Genomic DNA, 20,469 nt, shown 5'->3' on the forward strand with positions numbered 1-20,469 from the left:
AAGCGCCCGTTGGAGAAATCCGGCGGGCGTTTTTGTTTGTCTTGATGGCTGAACGGTGCCTGCGGTTGATGATGCTTGCGGTGCCGTGATGCAAACTCCTGATCTGACTTTGCACCCTAGACTTGGCGGCGGTGATCCCCAGTCCTGACGATCCAGCTTGATGCTGGTGAGGTTGACGGATGCCGGGACACCGCCGCTGTCTTTTTGTGAGGATGCCATGCCCGACCTGCCAAGAAAGCCTTGTGCCTTGGCGCGTTGTGGTCGGCTGTCTTTGTCCGGCGAACGATACTGTGCCGCGCACAAGACAGAGCATCGAAAGCAACAGGATCAGAAGCGGGGCAGTGCTTCGCAACGTGGCTATGGTTCGAAGTGGCAGAAGGCACGCGATCAGTTCCTTAAGGAACATCCGCTGTGCTGCCGATGTGAGGCGGTTGGATTGGTGACGGCTGCAACAGTGGTTGATCACATCATCCCGCACAAAGGCGATCAGAAACTATTCTGGCGGCGTTCCAACTGGCAGTCACTGTGCAAGACCCATCACGATCAGAAGACCGCAACAGAAGACGGCGGTTTCGGTCGGCGATGACGACACAGGCGGGGGAGGGTCAAATCTCTACAACCCAACCGCTCCTGACCGTCTGGATGGTCACGTTTTTACGCACGGGAAATTGAAAAGGAAAAACCCATCAGGAAAAGCCCTTGGTCATTGAGCCGGGCAGCCTTGGGAACAGGGTGATTTCCAAATGGTGAGGTGATGAAATGGCACGAGGTCGCAAGCCTGATGTCAAGGACAACGTTGTACCGCTGACCGTTGATGGTCGCGATGTCGGGCCGGACGCCCGCCGGGCGGCAGCGGTTGATCTTGCGGAATCGCTTAAGCCCTGTGGGTTGCCCGATGATGTCGGGAAATACTGGGATCAAATCGCGGTTGCGCTGGCCGAAAAGAACCGGCTGGACCCGTTGTTCGTCTGGGCAACTGTCGAATTGTGTCATTGCCTGGCGAAGATGGAAGATTATCGGGAGATGGTTGCCGGTACCATAACGTTGGAACTGGAAGGCAAAGCCGTCGAAATTCCGGTTGGTGAAACCTATGCGGTCAAGGGCCGCAACGGCACACAGATGAAATCAAGGCCGGAGGTCGCGCAGTTCAATGAAACGCGCCGCACGGCGCTGCGTTTGTTTGCGGAATTCGGGATGACGCCAAGCGCATCGCGTTCGCTGGTCGCAGCCGCAGGGCAGGGTGATTTGTTCGATGACGTCGACGACTTCGCAGCCAACCGGGGCACGTAAACGCAAGCCCCGCAAAGTCACCCGTGCCCAGCTTGCCAAGAAAGTACCCGAGGCGGTGCTGGGCCACGTCAGCACAATCTATGCACTGAATGTTGTCGAAGGAAAAATACCCGCCTGCAAACTGCGTATCGCGGCATGCCAGCGACAGTTGAATGATCTGGTGCATGGGCCAAAGCGGGGATTGTATTTCTCGTTGCCGCGTGCCGATCATGCGATGACGTTCTTCCCGAAATTCCTGCGCCATTCAAAGGGCGAGTTCGGCAATCATCCGTTCGAACTTTCGGATTGGCAGGCGTTCACGACATCGGTTCTGTTTGGCTGGCTGTATGCCGATACGCTGCTGCGCCGGTTTATCTATGCCTATTTCGAAGTGCCGCGCAAAAACGGCAAGTCGACATACCTGTCGGGTATCGGGCTTTACATGTTCGTCATGGACGGGGAGCCGGGCGCGGAGGTTTATACCGCTGCGACCAAATCCGACCAGGCAAAGATCATCTTTCTTGAAGCGCAGAACATGGTTCGCAAGAGCCCGAAACTGCGCAAACACATTTCATCGATGGCGCGTCATCTGGAACATCCCAGAACGGCATCGGTGTTCAAGTATATTTCGTCGGATGCCAAGACACAGGATGGCTTGAACAGCCATTGCAATCTTGTCGATGAAGTGCATGCGCACAAGGACCGCACGCTGATCGAGGTTCTGGAAACCGGGATCGGTGCGCGGCGCCAGCCGCTGCATCTTGAAATTACAACTGCCGGGTCGGATCCGTATTCGATCTGTCGGGAACATCATGATTACACGGTCAAGGTCATGACCGGCGTTCTGGATGATGATTCGTGGTTCGGTTTCATCTGTTCAATCGACAAGGGCGACGACCCGTTCGATGAACAGACCTGGCGCAAGGCAAACCCCAACTGGGGCATTTCGGTGCGCACCGATACGTTTAAAAAGATTGTCGACAAGGCCCGGCAAAATCCGGCGTCCTTGGCGTCGTTCATGCGGCTGCGGTTGAATGTCTGGAGCCAGACGGCGGAAATCTGGCTTGATATTCGCCAGTGGGACAAATGCGAAATCGTCTATGACCGGGCCAGCCTTCGCGGGCGGCGGTGCTATGCCGGACTTGATATGTCGTCGGTGTCCGATATCACCGCCCCGGTTCTGGTCTTTCCGCCTGAAACGGCGGGGGAGCCGGTCAAGATTTTGCCGTTCTTCTTTGTGCCGTCGGCAACGATTGACAAGCGCGCAGAAGACCGTGCGGTCCCGTATGGCGAGTGGGAACAGATGGGCTTGATCCGCCGCACAGAAGGCAGCGCAACCGACTATGACGCAATTGAATTGCTGTTCCTTGGTGATCCTGATCACGGGGTCGAAGGGCTGCGCGATGAATTTGAGATCGTTGAAATGGCCTTTGACCGGATGTTCGCCGGACAGATCATTCAGCATTTCGAGGCGGCTGGCATGGTTTGCGTTTCCATCGGGCAGGGCATGTATTCCATGGCCGCCCCGTGCCGTGAACTTGAACGCCTCGTGATTAATGGCGGCATCGCACATGACGGCAATCCGGTGATGACCTGGATGGTGTCAAACACGGCGGTGAAGGTTGACGAACACGACAACAAAAAACCGATCAAGCCCGACAGTCGCAAGGATATGCGCAAGATCGACGGCGTGGTCGCGATGCTGATGGCGATTGGCCGGATGATTTCGGCGGAGCCTGACCAAACTGTTTCAGTCGAATCAATATTCGGTGGTGTTGCATGAAACTTCGAAAATTGTTCGGCTGGGCCACCCGTGCGCAAACAAGCGCACAGGAAATCAATACGCGATTGTGGCGCAATGAGCCGTTCCTTAACCTCGGGACGTCACAGCCTATCAGCCATCACACGGTGTATTCCTGCATCAATGTGATTGCCGAGGGGTGCGCGATGCTGCCCTTTATCTTGTATCGCAAGCAGGAACAGGGTCGGGTCCCTGCCATTGATCATCCGTTGTATGATTTGATGCAATACAGTCCCAACCCGCATATGACGGCGTTTCAGTATTTGCAGTTGCTGTTCTTTGAAAAGCTGCATTACGGGGACCATTTTGCGCTTAAGGTTTTCGATGCGCAGGGTCGGCTTTCGGAACTTTACCCGATTGAATATTCGCGGGTAATGCCGTTCTGGTATCTGGAAGGGGAAACCGGTTTGCGCCGTCGTGCGTACCGCGTGACCAGCTTCACCGGGCAACAGGCAATTTTTCTGGAAGATGAAATCTTTCACATCCAGTTCAAGCCAATTCTGTCTGGTGAGAATTATGGCCTGCGCGGCGCGTCCGTCTGGGACCAATATCAGAACAAAACAATTGATGCCGCCAATCAGGCCGAGAACTTCGTATCCAAGGGATTCGAAAACGGCGTCAGCCTTTCAGGCCATGTCGCGGTTGACGCGCCCCTGACTGAAGAAGTTTCCAAACAGTTGCGTGCCCAGATCAAGGATGCTTACAGCGGGTCGGACAAGGCCGGGACTGTTGGGGTATTTGGCAGCGGTGCAACATTCCATCCGCACAGCCAGACCAACAAGGATGGTCAGATTCTTGAAACCCGCAAATATGATCGATCAGTCATTGCCGGGATTCTTCGGGTATCGGCCCATCTGATCAATGATCTGGAAAAGGCGACGTTTTCCAACGTCGAACATCTTGACCTTGCGCATTACAAGCATTGTCTTTTGCCGCATCTGATCGACCTTGAGCAGACCGGACGCAAGGACCTGCTGACAGTCGATGAACGCGCCCTTTACGAATTGGGGCACGATGACAGCCTGCTGTTGCGGGGCGATCAAAAGTCATTTGCCGAGGTGTTGGAAAAAGCGGTTCAGAACGCGCAGATGACACCGAACGAGGCGCGCAAGCAGCGTGGTCTTCCGCCTATGTCTGGTGGCGACAAGCTGTTTATCAACAGCGCCAGCATCCCGATTGAAATGGCAGGAACCAACAAGGGGCCGCAAACCGATGAATGAAACACTGTTGCGTGATGGCCCGGAGCCATCTGAACTTGAACTGCGGTTTAACCTCGAAACCGAATTGCGGGCGGATGATGATACTGCGCGCAAGGTCACCGGATATGCGGCGCTGTTTAATAGCAAAACCAAAATCCGAATGTATGGCGGTTACAGTTTTGAGGAATGGCTTAACCCCGGTTGCTTTGGCAATTCAATCGGCGACAAAACCGACATCCGGTTTCTGGTGGAGCATATGCATTTCATGTTGCTGGCCCGGACAGCCGCCGGGTCGCTGGACCTTTCCGAAGACAAGCGCGGTTTGAAGTTCGAGGCCGTACTGCCCGACACAACGCTTGGTCGCGATACGTACGAAAATATCCGAAACAAGAATTACCCCGGTATGAGTTTCGGTTTCCGGTCGGTTAAGAACCGGACGGAATATGATGACCGCGGGCGTTTGACTCGCGTTCAGCATGACGAGGTGGACCTGAAAGAAATCACGGTCACATCAATCCCCGCCTATCCCAAAACCAGCGTTGCAGTCCGCTCGCTGGCGATCCGGCCCGCGCCGGACAATCTTGCGCTGCGTGCGCGACTTCTGAAACTGAAAGGTTAACTCAGATGAATCTCAAGGAAATGCTCGAACGGCGCGCCAAGCTGGTCGCCGAACTGGAAGCTATTGCCAAGGGCGATAGCCTCACAGACGAACAGCGTGCCGATTTCGACAAAAAGGAAGCTGAGGTTTCCAAGCTTGACGAAGACATCACGCGTGCAAAGAAACTCGAACAGCGTCGGTCCGAAGCGGCTGATCAAGTTCCGGCTGATGATGCCGCAGCGGGTGCGGATGCTGCTGCATCTGGTGGTGACCGATCCCAACCGCCGTTTGCCAATCGCCCGACAGCACCTGCCGCCCCTGCAGAACAGCGGAATGTTGCCAACGAATTTGGTATGTTCGTTCGCAGCTATGCCCTTGCCGAGGTCAATCGTCGTGAAGGTCGGAACACTGTGCAGCCTTCTGCTGTAGCGCAGGGGCTTTATGGGGAACGTCATGCTGTTGTGGCGGACCTTGAGCGCGCCCAGACCTTGTCTGAAAATGCTACAGGTGGTTTTCTGGTAACGCCGAATTATATGCCTGAGATCATCAAGCTTTTCGGTCCGAACACGATTGTCCGGCAGAATGCGTCGGTGGTTCCGGGAAATGGTTCATACATGAAAGGGCGCACTGGCGCGTCATTCGGTTACGTCGGGGAAAACGAGCAGGGCGCGGAAACCGGTGTAACCTTTGGCATGATGACCATGGCAGAGAAGGATATCTCAGGTATTCTGCCGATTTCCAAAAAGCTGCTCCGCAATGCCTCGAATTACGGGATTGAAGCATATTGCCGTGACGAAATGGTTCGTGGTGCATCTGAGTTCGAAGACCGTAAATTCCTTTATGGAACTGGCGTTGGCAAAGAAGTCAAGGGTTACTACAATGCGATCCTTGCGGCCAACGTATTTGCGGCAGCGAACAAAACGGCGCCGACGCGGGACGAGGTGATTGTTGAGCTCAATAAGGTTCTGAAGGCATTCCTTAGCGCAAATGTGCCGATGGCAGGAACCAATCCCCGCTGGTTCATGAGCCCGTTGACCAAGCTGTATCTTGAAGATTTGATGGTTGGCGATGTGCTGGCGTTTCCGACCTTGCAGGGTGATAATCCAACCCTGAAAGGTTTCCCCGTCGATACCAGCACCCAGGTCACCGGCCCATCTGGATCGGGTGGCGACATCTTCTTTGGGTGCCATTCCTACGCCATGGTGGGCGACAGTGTCGCCATGTCGCTTTCGACCAGTGACCAGGCGTCATATGTCGATGGAAACGGCGCGACAGTAAATATGTGGGCGCAAGGCATGCTGGGCATTAAACTCGACATGTCGCACGATTTCGCGTTCCGCTACGATCAGGCGTTTGCGCGGATCTCCGCTGTCAAGTGGGGTCAGTAATCCGTTAGCGGATTGACCGAAACATAACCGGGCTGCCTTTGGGTGGCCCGGTTTCTTTTTGGAACGGAGTGATGACGATGAACACCGCACTTGGCCGCGATAATGCGGTTTATATGACGCCGGTCTTTGCGGCGGCTGAATACGACCTTACGGCTGGCGCTGGTTCGGATAACAGCGAACAGACCTGCGCAACCATCAATCGCCTGACAGCGTTTGATAATGTCCGTCATGCGAATGCCGTGGCAACGCTTGCCGCGACAGCAACGCTTGCCGCGACCAAAACCCTGATTGTCACGGGTATCTGGGAACATTCGCCTGACAACAGCACCTGGGCAGAAATCGGCACCGATACCACCATGCTGACCCTGACCGGCGAAGCTGGCGGTTCAACCGAAACCGGGGCTGCTGTGCTTGGCATCAATCTTGCCGAAGCGGATCAATATGTTCGTTTCAAGCACCTGCCGGATCTTTCGGCAACCGGGACGGATACGGCCAAGGTGACAGTGCAGTATCAGTTCACGGCAGCGACAGAAATCTGACCTTTCGGGTTGATGATGGAATAGCAAAGGGGTGGCCGGGTGCTACCCCTTTTTGCGTGCGAGGGTTGGCATGGATGTATCTTTGACAACGGCGCCGGAAGAACGCCTTGTGTCGTTGGTGGAAGCCAAGGCACAACTGCGTTTGCCGACGGCCTTTACCGATGATGACAACTATGTCAGCACCCTGATTCTTGCTGCCGAGACTTATCTTGACGGGCGGGCAGGCATCATGGGGCGCGCACTGGTCACCCAGACATGGACCGGTACGATCGATAATGCGTTTCCAGACCAGATCGCGGTTCCGTTGCCGCCGTTGCAATCGGTGGCGTCAATTGTTTACATCGACGGCGACGGGGTTTCACAGACCCTTGCGGCTGAAAACTATCAGGCGATCACCAATGTCGAGCCCGGCTTGATTGTCCCGGCCTTTGGTAAGTCATGGCCGTCTGTCCGTTCACAGCGTCAGGCGATCACGGTGGAGTTTGTCGCGGGATACGGCAATGCCGCCGCTGTGCCGATGCGGATCAAGCAAGCGGCGCTGTTTCTTGTATCGCATTGGTATCTCAATCGCGCGCCGGTCAACATTGGCAATATCGTCAATGACATTCCAAAGACGTTCGATGCGCTGTTTAACAGCGCGCGCAAGTGGGGGTTCTGATGCAACCCGGTGATTTGAATGAGGTCATCACGTTTCAGCGTCTGACCACCACCGACAATGGCGGCGGCGGGCAGGTTGAAACCTGGACGGATATCGTGCCGGTGTCGTGGGCGCGGGTGTTGCCAAAGTCCGGGTCGGAACAAATGCGCGCCATGCAGGTCGGGACCAGTTTGATGTTTGACATCGATCTGTATACCCGCCGTGACGTTGATGAAGCGGATCGCATCGTTCGGGCCAATGGGGATGTGTTGCGGATCCGATCAGCAATGCCGGTGACCAACGCGCCGTTCATGATGATACTGGCCGAAAAGGTAACACCATGAGCCGCCGGCGGCGGGCGGGGCTCAGTGGCGTCAACAATTTCCGCAAGCTTCTGCGCCGCCTTCCCGACGATGTCGGGGCAGATGTGCGCACCGAAATCAAGGAAAGCGCGGAACTGATCGAATATGACGCCAAGGTTCTTGTCCATAAGGATAGTGGCGATCTGGCGGCTGCGATCAGTCACAAGCTGGGCCGTGACGGGCTATCGGCCCAGATCGGGTTTTCATCGAAATGGAAACGGCTTTGGCGGGCTGCCGGGTGGCGGGCGTTCTTTGAGGAATTTGGCACCGTGCGCCAGCGTGCCCACCCGTTTCTGTTCCCGGCATGGGAACGCAACCGGGTCGGGATCACCAAGCGCATTGCCGCATCAATCAACCGCACCCTTGGGCGGTTGTCTAACTATCGCGGGGGTGGTTGATGGATGGTTCTTGGCCCTTGCAACAGGCTTTGTACGGCGTGCTGAATGCTGCGCTTGAATGCGCGGTCTATGACGATGTGCCGCCAAAGAAGCCCATGCCCTATGTCGTCATCGGGGATGACACGCAACTGCCCGATGATACCAAGACAAGCCTTGGTTTCGATATGACCATCACACTGCATGTCTGGTCGGATGCGAAAGACGGGCGGCGCGAAGCCAAGCAACTGCTTGGTGAAATTTACGATGAACTGCATGACGCCAACCTGACCGTGACCGGTTTTGATGCGGTGTCCTGCAGTTTCGAGTTTTCCGAAACCGTTCCCGACCGGGACGACAAAATCACCCATGGCATCGCACGATATCGCGTCGTGCTGGATAAGGCCGCCTAGCGCGGCCATCGTTTTGTGGCGATCTTCAAAAGGATAAAGAACGATGACCAAAGAAACAGCCAAGCATTGTTTGCTGTATGTTGGCGATGGCGGTGCGGCCCTGACGGCGGCGACAACGTATGGCCTGACAGTATCGGGCAGCACCATTACCCTGACCGATTCCGCTGACGGTTTCGTTGATGACGGGATCGAGGTTGGCGAACAGATTACCGTGACCGGCTTTGCCGATAACCCCGGCTTTACGGCAATCGCAACGTCGGTTGCTGTCGGGGCTATCGGTCTGAAAAACCCGGTCAATTCCGATACCCGTCAGGATGTGACGCTGGTCACCGAAACGGCGGGCGAAAGTGTTACCCTTACGGTAGAGGGTTTTGATCTTTTGCTCGGGCAGGCGACCACCAATTACAGCAAGTCGGCATCGCAGATTGATTTCGGCGACAAGACCAGCGGCAACTTTAATCCGCAAGGTGCCGGTACCGTCACGATGGATGTGTCGGTTGATGGCAAGGTTGAATTCACATCTGATGGTACGCATGGCGGATGGACTGCGCTTAACAATGCGGTCGATGCTGGCACACAACCGAACTGCCGTCTGGTGATCAACAGCGCGCTTGACAGCTATTACGGCCCGTTCTCCATCAGTTCGCAGGACGGCGGCGGCGGCAAGGATGATCCGAACGCTTACAGCTTCTCGCTGTCGGTTGCGGCCCGTCCGGTCTATGTCACCGGGTTTGAATGATGACGGCCAACGCCCACCGGGGTGAAATCCCGGTCACGCTTGACGGGGTGCAGCGTGTGCTGCGCCCCGACTTTACCGCACTTTCGCGCATTGAAACCGATACCGGCAAGACCCTGCAGCACCTGACAGCCCATGCGGTTGCCTGTGCTCTTGGGGTTTCGGATATGGCGGTTATTCTGCGCTGCGGCCTTGTTGCGGCGGGTGAAGATGTCAGCACCCAAACCGTCGGTCAGTGGATCATCGATGGAGGCGGTGCCGTCGAGTTTTATCAGCCGGTTGGCAAATTCCTTGTTTACGGTCTGACCGGCGGGCGTGACCCGGACGGTGAAGACCAGGGGGAAGATGACGCGGGGGAGCCGATGCCGGGGCGGGCTACCCGTTCCGGCGGATGGCGGGGCTGGCTTGCGGGCGCATGGGATGGTCTGAAACGCGCTTTTGGCGGTCCACCCCGCATGAACTGATGATTGCCTTTGATGGCTGGATGGCGATGAACTATCCCGAGGCCGCACAGGCCAAGCAGAAACGCCAGAGTTTCAAGGCGTTTCAGGACGGGGTGATCAAGGCGATGGGCGGCGCAAGGTAGCGCCGACTTTTCTTTTGGGGTGCTTCGATGGCGAATGTTGCGGATCTTCTTGTTCGGATCGAAGCCAATACCCAGCAAATGCGCAATGAGTTGCGCAAGGGCGAGGGGGTTGTTAACCGGTTTGACAAGAATGTCAGCCGGGCGGCGTTGTCGTCGTCAACCGCCCTTGACCGTCTGGGTCGAAGTGCGCGGGCAACGGTGGGGATTCTTGCCGGGCTTGGCGTTGGTCTGGGGGTGGCGGAAATCGCCACCGGGATTGCGCAGGTCAATGCCCAGTTTCAGGATTTGCAAACCTCGCTCAAGGTCGCGACCGGGTCGGCGGAGGCTGCGGATACGGCCTTTGCCGGGTTGCGGGTGTTTGCCAAGGAAACGCCGTTTCAATTGTCCGAGGTAACACAGGCGTTCATCAGCCTGAAAAACCTTGGCCTTGATCCGTCTATCGACAGCCTGCGGGCCTATGGCGATATCGCCAGTTCGTTTAACGGAAAATCGCTTGATGATTTCATTCAGGCGGTTGCCGATGCGACCACTGGCGAGTTTGAGCGGCTTAAGGAATTTGGCATCAAGGCCAGTTCCGAAGGCGACAAGGTTGCCTTTACCTTCCGCAAGATGACCACGACGATTGGCAAAAACGCCACCGAGATCGAAGGATACCTGCAGGACCTTGCGCGCAATAATTTCGGCGGCGCGATGTCGGAAAAAATGGACAATCTGTCTGGCCGGTTTTCCAACCTGAAAGACCAGGTCGATGATCTGTATGTGACGATCGGGGAAAGTGGCGGCATCGATGTGATGGCGGCGGCCCTTGATCTGGCAAGCAGTGCTGTCAATGGTTTGGCAGATAACCTTGACCATGTCGCAACCGTGATCGCACTGGTCGGTGCGGCGGCGGCGGGCAAGTTCCTTGGTCCGATGATTGCCAGCATGGGGGCGTCGGCCATTGCGACGGCGACCGCGACCGTAAACCTTTTGAGGTATCAGGCTGTTCTGCCGCCTATGGCGGCATCAGCGCGGGCAGCGGCGGCGGGTGTCGCAGCCCTTGGTGTTGCGGCACGTGGCACATCTGCTGCCATGGCGTTCCTTGGCGGGCCGGTCGGGGCGGCGATTACAGTCCTTGCGGGCGGTGTTTACCTTCTGTCGCAGGCGCAAGGCGATGCCGAACGCGCCGCTGACCTTCATCGCGATGCGATGGAGCAACTTAACGGGGTGACGCAAAAGGGCAATGACCTTGCCAAGACGGCGGCGGAGGTCACCCGCGATACGGCCAAGGCCCGGATTGAAGAAGCCAAGGCCGCGAACGAACAGGTTCTGGCGACCACGCGGTTGCAGATGGCACAGCTTAAGGAACAGCGCGGGTTGCTGCAACGTGGCAGCCCCGGTTCACCCCTGATCGACGGTGTCGATAAGGAACTGACATCGCTGTCGTTTGAGTTGGTGACGGCCACGGAACGTGTGGAAGACCTTGACGCGGCACTGGTTCGGCTTGGCGAACGGGGTTCTGATTCCGGTTTGCCAGATGGCGGTTCTGGTGGTGGCGGCGGTGACAGCAAAGAAGCCGATAAAATCCAGAAGGTCATTGACAGTCTGGAATATCAGCGCGCCCAACTGACCCGCACATCGCGCGATCAGGAAATCTATAACGCCCTGCAACAGGCCGGAATTTCGTCAAGCCATGCGATGGCAGCGGCGATCACGCAGGCGGCGGGGGCCTATTACGATGCTGCCGAGGCGGTTGATACGCTTAAGCAAAAGACCGAAGCCGAGGACAATGCGCGTGCCGCCATTGCCCAAAGCATCGCCGATCTTGAACGCGAAAACCGTTTGCTGCAGGTGCAGGGGATCGAACGCGACAAACTGCGCACAATGCTTGATCTGGAAGCCAAGGCCCGCGAAGGCGGCATTGAACTTTCAGAAAAGGAACGCGAGAAAATCGACGCCCTGACCGATGCCAATGCGCGTTTGGCCAAGGCGGAAGAAGATGCCGCCGAGGCCGCACGCGATGCCCGCCAGTATGCGCGGGACTTTGGCAGTGTGATTTCAAACTCGTTCGAGGATGCGATCCTGTCGGGTGAGAAATTCGGCGATATCCTGAAATCACTGGAACAGGACATTGCCCGGATCATCTTGCGCATGGCGGTGACCAAGCCGCTTGAAAATGCGATTGGTGGTTTTGACTGGGGCGGGCTGTTTGGCAACATTGCCGGTTCGTTCTTTGGCGGCGGCGCAGCATCCGGGCCGGGGGTGAGTTATCCGGCGGGCAGTACGTTTGCCAATGGCGGGATCATGACGGCGCAAGGTGAGGTTCCGCTTCGCAAATATGCGTCGGGCGGCATCGCGACATCGCCGCAACTGGCGATGTTTGGCGAAGGATCCACGCCCGAAGCCTATGTGCCGTTGCCCGATGGCCGGAACATTCCGGTCAAGCTGGAAGGCGGGGGAGAATCGTTCACCTATGCCCCGACCATCATGGTTGATGCACAGGGGTCGAAGCTGTCGCGCGATGAAATCCGGTCCATTGTCAAAACGGCGGTTGACGGGTCGGTTGCGCAGGTTCGCGAGATCCAGAAACGCAAGGGGAATGCACGGATATGACAATTACTTATCCGCTTTCCCTGCCTGCCAAGCCGGGGGTCAAGGCGATCCGCTGGCGCGAAATGACGAAAGTCGGTGTTTCCGTTTCGCCGTTCACCTTTCAGCGTCAAGTGCAGCGCGGGCAGGGGCAGGCATGGGCGGCTGACATTACCCTGCCGACCATCCGTGATCGGGCGGTTGTCGGGGAATGGCAGGCGTTCCTTCTGGCGATGAACGGGTCGCAAGGATTTTTTGCGATGGGGGATCCGGATAACTTCGGGCCGCTGGGTGTTGCCACCGGGTCGCCGGTGATTGATGGCGCGGGGCAAACCGGGCCGGATATCGCCACAACCGGCTGGACGGTATCGACCACGGGCATCCTGAAAAAGGGGGATCGCATCGGCCTTGGGTCCGGGGCGACGGCGCGGATGCACAAGGTGCTTGAAGATGTCGACAGTGACAGCAACGGCGATGCGACCTTGTCGTTGTGGCCGCGTGTTGTTATCGCCCCGTCCAATGGCGCGCCGATTGAACTTGATAACCCGCAATCGATGTTCTGGTTTCCCGATGGCATCCCGGAACGCGATATCGACCGGCTGGGTGATATGACCCTGACCCTGCGGGTGATGGAGCATCTGGTATGAGCCGTGACATTGATCCTGCCCTTTTGGCGGAATTGCAGGGTGCCGATCTGTCGCCGATCCTTCTGATGAAGATCGGAACGTCGGATGTGCCGGTCCGGATGTGGACCGGTTATGGCGATCTGGATTACGCCGCTGAAACTTATCTGGGTGGCGGTGAATTCATCGGGGTTTCGAATGTATCGGAAACCGCTGATGTGCAGGCCAATGGCGTCACCTTCTCAATGTCTGGTCTCACGCCGGAACTGTTGTCGATCGCCTTGCAATATATGCGGCAAGGCGAAGTCGCGGAATCGTATCTTGGTGCCTTAACAGATACAGGGGCGCTGGTTGGTGGAACCGCTGTTCGGGTGTTCAAGGGCAAAACCGATGTGCCGGTGATCGATGATGACGGGGCAAGCATCGTCATCAATCTCAGTGCTGAAAGTGATCTGATCGATCTGGAACGATCACGTGTTCGCCGCAACACCTCCGAAGATCAGAAATCGGTTTATCCCGATGACCTTGGCTTTGATTTCGTGCTGCGCTTGCAGGAAACCGAGATTGCCTGGGGACAGATAAAATAGCCGATGACATAGGTGCCGTATGACCAGACTGGTTCATTGGGAACGCAAACTTGCCGACTTTCACAAGGCCGCCTTCGGGCGGCCTTTTGTATGGGGCCAGACCGATTGTTGTCTGACCGCAAGTGACGGGGTTTTGGCGATCACCGGGATTGATCCCGGCGCGCGGTTTCGCGGGGCCTACTCCGACATGGCCGGTGGGTATCGCGCCATGAAGGATTATGCCGGCGGCGGTGTGTCCGAAACCATTGCCGCCCTGATGGCGGAAAACAACTGGCCTGAAATCCCGGTTCTGATGGCGCGGCGCGGGGATGTTGGTCTTGTGCCATCGGGTTTGCCGGGGATGCAGGCCGATGCGGCGGCAATCTGTCTTGGCCCGCATTGGGCGACGCGGGGCGAGGGCGGGTTGGTTAACCTGCCATTGAAACAGGGCCGTCGTGCCTGGAGGGTCTGATCCATGCCACCAGTCGTTGTTGCGGTTGCTGCTGCGGCGGCGGCAAATGCTGTGTCTGCTGCGGTCGTGGCAGCGGGTTTTTCTGCACTTGCTGGTGCTGTTGCGGGGGCTGTCGTTGGCGCGGTGATTTCCTATGCCGGGGCTTTGGTGTTTGCCAAAAAGCCCAAGGCGGCGGATTTGGGGGCTCTCGGTGCGGGGCTTTCGGGGCGGACTCAGATGGTCCGCCAGCCGATTGTTTCGCGCAAGATTATTTATGGTGAAGTGCCAGCATCCGGCCCGGTCACATACCTTAACGTTACGAATGGCAACCGCCGGTTAAGCTGGTTGATCACGCTGTCTGGCCATCCGGTCGAAGCGATCGGTGATGTCTGGTTTGGCGATACAGTTGCCTTGGCCGGTGAGGCCGCTGGCCCGGCAACGGGCAAGTTCGCAGGGCATGCGACGATCTGGAAGGGTGACGGCACGACCGATGGCGATGCCGATCTTCTGGCGCGCATGCGGGTGACCAATAAGGAATGGACGGTCAACCACAAACAGCAAGGCTGTGCCAAGCTTTATATCGAATTTGACTATGACGCCGATGTCTACCCAAGCGGCATTCCGCAGGTCAAGGCGCTAGTTAAGGGCAAGAATGATATCTATGACCCGCGCACTGATACCACCGGATATACCGACAACTGGGCGCTTGTAACAGCCGACTATGTTGCCAACGCCCATGGTATTGCGGCGGGGCAATCCGCCTTGCTTGAGGATGATTTGATTGCGGCGGCCAATGTCTGTGACGAGGATGTCACCCTTGCCGCCGGTGGCACGCAAAAACGCTATGTGACATCAGGCGTGCTGGATACCGAAATATCGCTTGGCGATAACCTGCGCGAACTGATTAATCCGGGTGCCGGGCTTGTCGTCAATACCGGGGGGTATTGGTCGGTTCTGGCCGGTGCTTATCGCACGCCGGAATATTCGATTGATGAAAGCTGGCTTTCCGGGCCGATCCGGGTGCGGTTGCTGCAATCGAAGCGCGATCTTTTTAATACGGTGCGCGGTGTTTATGCATCGCCCGATACGCTTTGGCAGCCGACCGATTTGCCGGTGCTTAAATCCGATGTGTTTATCGCACAGGATGGCGGGCAGGAAATCCCGGTCGACCGGGAATATCTTTATACCACCTCGGCGGCCTGCGGTCAGCGGTTGCAAAAGATCGGCCTGTTTAAAAACCGGCAACAGGCCGAGGTTGATCTGCAATGCAACCTTAAGGCCATGGCGCTGCGCGTTGGTGATGTCGTGCTGTATTCCCGGTCTGTCTATGGCTGGGATGAAAAGCCGTTCGAGGTCATCGCATGGGACTGGGCGATCCGCGAAGAAGGCGACAACGTTTATTTCGGTGTTGACCTGACCCTGCGTGAAACCAGTGCAGAAACCTATGACTGGGCCACCACGGATGAAAAGATCGTCGCGGCATCGGCCATCAGCACCTTGCCCGGTCCGGGCGATGTGGCAACACCCGACGGGCTGGATGTTACCGAAATCAAATATGCCACCCGTGATGGCGGCGGGGTCAAGGTCAAGGCGGTGCTTGATGCCGGTGAGGCCGATGACGCCTTTGTCGTTTCATACCAGTTTGAAAGCCGCGAACTTGGTGTTCTTGACTGGACGGCACACCCGCGTGTGTCGCAGCCCCGACTTGAACTGTTTGACATGCCAACCGGGATTTATGATTTCCGGGTCAAAGCGGTCAACCGTATCGGGGCAAGTTCCGATTACGTCACGGTCCGCCGTGAAATTCAGGGGCTTGGTGATACGCCATCGACACCAACCGGTGTGACGATTTCGGTTTCAGGGGGATTTGTGTTCCTGCGCTGGAACCGGTCACCGGATCTGGATGTTACGCAGGGCGGTGTTGTCCGGTTCCGCCACTGTCAGGCGGTGTCGGGGGCGACACTATCCACGTCAACGTCCATCGGGGATGACGTGCCGGGCGGCGATACCATGGCGGTACTGCCGCTTAAGCCCGGTTCGTACCTGGTGCAGTTCATTGATGCAGTCGGCACGGTTTCCGATCCGGCGGTTGTTACCACCGATGGGGCGACCGTCCTTGAGTATTCGACCTATGACACGGTTGTCGAAAGTGCGGTTTATGACGGCACCCATGATGGCACGATTGTCAATGAAGACGGAGATTTGACCCTGCAAGGGGCCGGGTTGGTTGATGACATTATCGACTTTGATTCCGTGTCATCAATCGATGCTTATGGCGGCATCCTGACCAGTGGCGAGTATGACTGGGGGTCGGGCTTTGATTTCGGCACCAAGCGCCGCATGCGTCTGACCGCATCGGTCACGGTCGAGGTCGTCAATGTTGTCGATCTGATCGATGACAGGATGGGGCTTGTCGATGACTGGCCGGACTGGGATGGCGAGTCAGGCGGCGAGGGAGATTGCACCATATGGGTGCGGACCACCGATGATGACCCGAATGTTTCACCGGTCTGGTCGGAATACCAGCGCCTTGACAGTGCCGAGGTGTTCTGTCGGGCGGTTGATCCCAAAGCGGTGCTGACGGTGTCAGACCAATCTTACAACATTCGGGTCAGTGACATGCGGATCACCGCAGAAGAACTGGCGTAAAAGGATTTCGCGCATGGCAAAGAAGACAAAAGGGGCGGCGCAGGCCGCGCCAACCATCCGTGTTGCGCGGCTGGATCAATCCGGCCTTTTGGTCAGCTACGATGACATGCCAAAGGGCAGCGTTGCCGCTGTTGTCGATGGCATGCCCGAATGGGTTGAAGGCGGGGATTGTGACCTTAAGCCCGGTCGGTATTGCTGGAACCCGCAAGCCGGTCGGTTTGATGTTGTCACGCGCATGAAGGTGGAGGCGGAAACCGCGATTATCGAAGGTTTCCGCCATCTTCGCGACACTGAGGGCATGACACTTCCTGCATCCACCGAAAGCTGGATCGCGGAATATGACAAACGCAAAGCACGGGCGGGGCGGTAAATGGCACAACATGATTACGTCGCAGCCAACGGATCGGGCGCAGTTTACCGGGGAGATGTCAACGATGTGCTTCTTGCGGTCGCAACGATGAATTCCGGCGCAACTGCGCCATCAACAACCTATGCCTATATGCCCTATGTCAATACCAGTGACGGGCATCTGTATCAGCGCAATGCGGCCAATACCGCATGGGTTGACCACGGGTTGGTGGCAAGCCCGATGTTGCGACAGTCAGATTTCGCCAGTCAGGGAGAGGCAGAGGCGGGAACGGCGAATAACAAAGTTATGACGCCAGAGCGTGTTGCGGAATTTTATGCGGCCAACGGTGCGACTGAAAGTTTTGTCATTGCTGTTTCAGACGAGCAGTCAGACCTTTCAACCGGCACAGGGAAGGTCACATTTAGAATGCCGTATGCATTCACATTGACAGGTGTCAGGGCGTCCGTGTCAACCGCGCCAACGGGCGCTGCGTTGACTGTGGATGTCAATGAGGCGGGTACGTCAGTCCTTTCGACTAAACTGACGATAGATGCGGGTGAGAAAACCAGTATTACCGCAGCAACGCCCGCCGTGATTTCGGACGCATCCTTGGCCGATGATTCCGAAATGACCATAGACATTGATGCGGTCGGATCAACGATTGCGGGGGCGGGGCTTAAGATCGTCCTGATTGGTGCGCGTTCATGAGTTTTGTCACGAATTCATTTATTTTGGGTTCCAGAGCAATTGAAGAACTCGATTATACCGGGATTGGATATTACAATCCCGGCGGGACATTTACCGGGCCGCGCACATTGTCATCCGTCCCGGTTGGTGCAGCCGATGATGGACGCACAGTAATCGTTGCGCTTTTTTACCAGAGTTCGGGCACGACAGAACCTCCGGTGACGGGTGTGACGATAGGGGGTGTTTCTGCAACCCGGATCGGAGACATCGGTGAAAGTGGCAATCCGAACGAGCACTATGTGGAATTCTGGAAGGCCCCTTTGCCATCTGGAACCGCTGCCGATGTTGTCGTGACTTTCACGGGATCTTTGTTCCGCGTCGGTGTCATGTCTTATCGCGTGATCGGATATTCCAGTGTGTTCGATAGTTCGGCTGTTGGGACGCTTTCGGAAATCTCGCTTTCGACCACCGTAAATGTGCGGGCTGGCGGTGCTGTGATCGGCGCTGTTTTTAACAACGGTTCGGCAACGTTTACATGGGCCGGTGTGACCGAAGACGAGGATTCTGCGCCGGATAACGCGCGGAGCAGTGCCTCCGACATGTTTGCCAGTGACGAAGCAGACAGAACGATATCAGTAACCCAATCCACCAATGCGTCACCGCAGGCAATGTCTGTTATCAGTCTTTAGGCGGTTCTCGCAGAAGTGACAAGGGAGACACACCATGAAACGCATCTTCGGGATCGCATGTGTTGCGGTCCTTTTTTTATGGCCATCCGTCCCCATTTCCGCCGGGCCGGTATGCGGCGATCGCGCCAAGGTGATTGCCAGCCTGTCGGACAAATATGCCGAGGCACCGGTTGCAGTTGGCGTCACGGCCAATGGCGGGGTGATCGAGGTTCTGACATCCCCGAACGGGGAAAGCTGGACCATCCTGTTTTCCTATCCCGCCGGGCCAAGTTTCCTGGTGGCGTCGGGCGAAGCATGGCAGGACATCAAGCCCGTGCTTACGGGGCCGGGGACATAGTCGTGCCGGATCGCGGTCGGCGCGGGTCGGCCCGTCATCAACGCCATGCATCAGGGGGTGAGATGCAAGAGAACCTGCCGCCGGATTTTTCGGTTGATACGCTGATCGGGTTGATCAAGGCAAACGGCCTTCTGGTCGGGTTTGCCGTTCTTGTCCGCATGCTCTGGCATCAGCGCCTTGTGCGGCTGGGGCAGCGGCGTTTCTGGTCATGGGACCTTGTGTGGGAAATCCCCATGGCGGTGATGTGTGCGGCGGTCGGGTCGGGTGTGGCCAGCTACTTCGCACTTGAAGGCAGTCAGGCCGTTGCCTGCATCGGTATTTGTTCATGGCTTGGCCCAAGTGGCAGTCAGGCAATGCTGGACCGGCTTCTGGCCAATTATGCGAAAGGACAGCCGAAATGACAGTCTGGGGAATTTTTGTGCAAGCCATCGCCATCCTGATCGGTGCGGCGGTGCTTGGTGGCGGGTCGTGGCTTTTTGGCGCACCCGCGTGGCTTTGGGCGATCATGGCGATTGTCGGGGCGGCGCTTGGCTGGGTCTGCCTTTGGGTGGTGATCGCGGTCGCGATGTGTAAAGGGGGCTGATATGAAGATTACGGTAAACCGCTTTGTCAGCGATGCCAACAGCACCATCAGCCTGATCATGGTTGATGGTGTTTTTGTTTGCTTTGGCCTTGAAGACCAGTATCAGGCGACCAAGGTCGCGGGCGAAACCCGCATTCCCGCCGGGACGTACCGGGTCGGTGTGCGCAACGTTGGCGGGTTTGATGCCCGCTATGCCGTCAAGTTCGCCGATATCCATGACGGGATGCTGCATGTTCTTGATGTGCCGGGGTTTGAGTACATCCTGATCCATGTTGGCAATACCGATGCTGACACGGCGGGATGTCTTCTGGTCGGGGAAATGACGGATCCCAAACCCGGTGCGATGATGATCGGTCGGTCGGTTGCGGCCTATCGCACGTTTTACCCGATGGTGATCGCAGCGGCCAAGGCCGGTGATCTGACCATCGAATACATTGATCAGGATCGGAGCGCGTAATGGTTGTTGGTCTTATCCCGACTCTGATCGGGCTTGCGCCATCCTTGATCGATCTGTTTACAGATGATGACAGCACGGCGCAAAAGGTCATGCAGACCGCCCTTGAGGTTGGCAAGAAGGTCACCGGCATGGAAAGCGAGGATGACATTGTCACCGCGCTTAAGGCCGATCCGGCTTTGCTGCTTGAATATCAGTCAAAGGCCGCTGACCGGGCGGTTGAAATGTATCGTGCCGAGAATGAGCGGCTTGCGACCATCAACCAGACAATCCAGACCGAAGTAAAATCAGAAGATGCCTATGTGCGCCGGATGCGTCCGACCTTTGGGTATATCATGGCGGTGACATGGGGTTTGCAGATGGGGGCGATTGCCTGGACCATCATCAATACCCCCGAGTATGCCGCCGAAGTTGTGACGGCCATGGTCAGTCTTTCAACCATCTGGTCGGTCGGGCTAGCGGTCCTTGGCGTTTATGTTTATGGGCGGTCTGGTGAAAAGAAAGCAGGCGTTCAATCAAACCCTGCGGGCATGGCGGCCCTGTCACGGATGGCGGGCGGCATTGGCAAGGTGTTTGCCAAGTCATCGGGCAAGTCATCCGGGTAACGCTGC

Annotated in this window: 27 protein-coding genes; all 27 read left to right on the plus strand. The window is 56.9% G+C overall.

The features are described from left to right. Window positions 1-217 precede the first annotated feature (217 nt). The 27 genes from COO92_RS16270 (at window position 218) to COO92_RS16395 (ending at window position 20,463) form a co-directional block, all read left to right on the plus strand. Window positions 218-586, plus strand: coding sequence for an HNH endonuclease (locus COO92_RS16270; protein WP_101304016.1), 369 nt, complete (start codon window positions 218-220; stop codon window positions 584-586). A 173-nt stretch (window positions 587-759) separates the two neighbouring features. After that, window positions 760-1,290, plus strand: coding sequence for a P27 family phage terminase small subunit (locus COO92_RS16275; RefSeq protein WP_101303791.1), 531 nt, complete (start codon window positions 760-762; stop codon window positions 1,288-1,290). Continuing rightward, window positions 1,253-3,052, plus strand: a complete 1,800-nt coding sequence (locus tag COO92_RS16280; protein ID WP_101303793.1) for a terminase large subunit — start codon at window positions 1,253-1,255, stop codon at window positions 3,050-3,052. Before COO92_RS16275 ends, COO92_RS16280 begins: the two co-directional genes overlap by 38 nt. Continuing rightward, window positions 3,049-4,290 carry a phage portal protein gene (locus COO92_RS16285; protein ID WP_101303795.1) on the plus strand — a complete coding sequence of 414 codons (1,242 nt, stop codon included), beginning with the start codon at window positions 3,049-3,051 and terminating at the stop codon, window positions 4,288-4,290. Before COO92_RS16280 ends, COO92_RS16285 begins: the two co-directional genes overlap by 4 nt. After that, window positions 4,283-4,888, plus strand: coding sequence for an HK97 family phage prohead protease (locus COO92_RS16290; RefSeq protein WP_101303797.1), 606 nt, complete (start codon window positions 4,283-4,285; stop codon window positions 4,886-4,888). The genes COO92_RS16285 and COO92_RS16290 overlap by 8 nt, the downstream gene beginning before the upstream one ends. A gap of 5 nt (window positions 4,889-4,893) precedes the next feature. Next, window positions 4,894-6,255, plus strand: coding sequence for a phage major capsid protein (locus COO92_RS16295; protein ID WP_101303799.1), 1,362 nt, complete (start codon window positions 4,894-4,896; stop codon window positions 6,253-6,255). Between the two features lie 71 nt (window positions 6,256-6,326). Next, on the plus strand, window positions 6,327-6,794 hold the full coding sequence (locus tag COO92_RS16300) for a hypothetical protein (RefSeq protein ID WP_240626474.1): 468 nt from the start codon (window positions 6,327-6,329) through the stop codon (window positions 6,792-6,794). A 70-nt stretch (window positions 6,795-6,864) separates the two neighbouring features. Beyond that, window positions 6,865-7,452 (plus strand): head-tail connector protein, encoded by a 588-nt coding sequence (locus tag COO92_RS16305; RefSeq protein WP_101303801.1) that lies wholly within the window; start codon window positions 6,865-6,867, stop codon window positions 7,450-7,452. Continuing rightward, entirely contained in the window at window positions 7,452-7,775 is a 324-nt protein-coding gene (locus COO92_RS16310) for a phage head closure protein (RefSeq protein ID WP_101303803.1), read from the plus strand. The genes COO92_RS16305 and COO92_RS16310 overlap by 1 nt, the downstream gene beginning before the upstream one ends. Then, window positions 7,772-8,191 carry an HK97-gp10 family putative phage morphogenesis protein gene (locus COO92_RS16315; protein ID WP_101303805.1) on the plus strand — a complete coding sequence of 140 codons (420 nt, stop codon included), beginning with the start codon at window positions 7,772-7,774 and terminating at the stop codon, window positions 8,189-8,191. The genes COO92_RS16310 and COO92_RS16315 overlap by 4 nt, the downstream gene beginning before the upstream one ends. Next, on the plus strand, window positions 8,191-8,580 hold the full coding sequence (locus COO92_RS16320; RefSeq protein WP_101303807.1) for a DUF3168 domain-containing protein: 390 nt from the start codon (window positions 8,191-8,193) through the stop codon (window positions 8,578-8,580). The genes COO92_RS16315 and COO92_RS16320 overlap by 1 nt, the downstream gene beginning before the upstream one ends. 43 nt (window positions 8,581-8,623) lie before the next feature. Continuing rightward, window positions 8,624-9,319: a phage tail tube protein gene (locus tag COO92_RS16325; protein ID WP_101303808.1), complete on the plus strand. Its 696-nt coding sequence runs from the start codon at window positions 8,624-8,626 to the stop codon at window positions 9,317-9,319. Next, a complete protein-coding gene (locus COO92_RS16330) occupies window positions 9,319-9,780 on the plus strand; it encodes a gene transfer agent family protein (protein ID WP_165792380.1) in 462 nt (153 codons plus the stop codon). The genes COO92_RS16325 and COO92_RS16330 overlap by 1 nt, the downstream gene beginning before the upstream one ends. Beyond that, window positions 9,780-9,902: a hypothetical protein gene (locus tag COO92_RS22355; RefSeq protein WP_276307570.1), complete on the plus strand. Its 123-nt coding sequence runs from the start codon at window positions 9,780-9,782 to the stop codon at window positions 9,900-9,902. Before COO92_RS16330 ends, COO92_RS22355 begins: the two co-directional genes overlap by 1 nt. Window positions 9,903-9,929: 27 nt before the next feature. Then, entirely contained in the window at window positions 9,930-12,494 is a 2,565-nt protein-coding gene (locus COO92_RS16335) for a tape measure protein (RefSeq protein WP_101303812.1), read from the plus strand. Beyond that, complete coding sequence (locus COO92_RS16340; RefSeq protein ID WP_101303814.1) at window positions 12,491-13,117, plus strand: hypothetical protein; 627 nt, start codon at window positions 12,491-12,493, stop codon at window positions 13,115-13,117. Before COO92_RS16335 ends, COO92_RS16340 begins: the two co-directional genes overlap by 4 nt. Beyond that, entirely contained in the window at window positions 13,114-13,680 is a 567-nt protein-coding gene (locus COO92_RS16345; RefSeq protein WP_101303816.1) for a hypothetical protein, read from the plus strand. Before COO92_RS16340 ends, COO92_RS16345 begins: the two co-directional genes overlap by 4 nt. Window positions 13,681-13,699: 19 nt before the next feature. Continuing rightward, the gene (locus tag COO92_RS16350) at window positions 13,700-14,131 is read left to right on the plus strand and encodes a DUF6950 family protein (RefSeq protein WP_101303818.1); all 432 of its coding nucleotides are present in this window, start codon (window positions 13,700-13,702) and stop codon (window positions 14,129-14,131) included. Window positions 14,132-14,134: 3 nt separating this feature from the next. Continuing rightward, window positions 14,135-16,759 (plus strand): phage tail protein, encoded by a 2,625-nt coding sequence (locus COO92_RS16355; RefSeq protein WP_101303820.1) that lies wholly within the window; start codon window positions 14,135-14,137, stop codon window positions 16,757-16,759. 13 nt (window positions 16,760-16,772) lie between these two features. Continuing rightward, window positions 16,773-17,129: a hypothetical protein gene (locus tag COO92_RS16360; RefSeq protein WP_101303822.1), complete on the plus strand. Its 357-nt coding sequence runs from the start codon at window positions 16,773-16,775 to the stop codon at window positions 17,127-17,129. Then, on the plus strand, window positions 17,130-17,816 hold the full coding sequence (locus COO92_RS16365; protein WP_101303824.1) for a hypothetical protein: 687 nt from the start codon (window positions 17,130-17,132) through the stop codon (window positions 17,814-17,816). After that, a complete protein-coding gene (locus COO92_RS16370) occupies window positions 17,813-18,484 on the plus strand; it encodes a hypothetical protein (protein WP_101303826.1) in 672 nt (223 codons plus the stop codon). Before COO92_RS16365 ends, COO92_RS16370 begins: the two co-directional genes overlap by 4 nt. Window positions 18,485-18,518: 34 nt before the next feature. Further along, on the plus strand, window positions 18,519-18,821 hold the full coding sequence (locus COO92_RS16375; RefSeq protein WP_101303828.1) for a hypothetical protein: 303 nt from the start codon (window positions 18,519-18,521) through the stop codon (window positions 18,819-18,821). Between the two features lie 2 nt (window positions 18,822-18,823). Next, window positions 18,824-19,222 carry a phage holin family protein gene (locus COO92_RS16380; protein ID WP_165792381.1) on the plus strand — a complete coding sequence of 133 codons (399 nt, stop codon included), beginning with the start codon at window positions 18,824-18,826 and terminating at the stop codon, window positions 19,220-19,222. Further along, on the plus strand, window positions 19,219-19,404 hold the full coding sequence (locus COO92_RS16385) for a hypothetical protein (protein WP_101303832.1): 186 nt from the start codon (window positions 19,219-19,221) through the stop codon (window positions 19,402-19,404). The genes COO92_RS16380 and COO92_RS16385 overlap by 4 nt, the downstream gene beginning before the upstream one ends. Before the next feature lies 1 nt (window position 19,405). After that, window positions 19,406-19,861: a DUF5675 family protein gene (locus COO92_RS16390; protein WP_101303834.1), complete on the plus strand. Its 456-nt coding sequence runs from the start codon at window positions 19,406-19,408 to the stop codon at window positions 19,859-19,861. After that, window positions 19,861-20,463, plus strand: a complete 603-nt coding sequence (locus COO92_RS16395; protein WP_240626475.1) for a 3TM-type holin — start codon at window positions 19,861-19,863, stop codon at window positions 20,461-20,463. The genes COO92_RS16390 and COO92_RS16395 overlap by 1 nt, the downstream gene beginning before the upstream one ends. Window positions 20,464-20,469 lie beyond the last annotated feature (6 nt).

Origin of the sequence: Thalassospira lohafexi (assembly GCF_002844275.1) — a bacterium.
Taxonomy (GTDB): Bacteria; Pseudomonadota; Alphaproteobacteria; order Rhodospirillales; family Thalassospiraceae; genus Thalassospira; species Thalassospira lohafexi.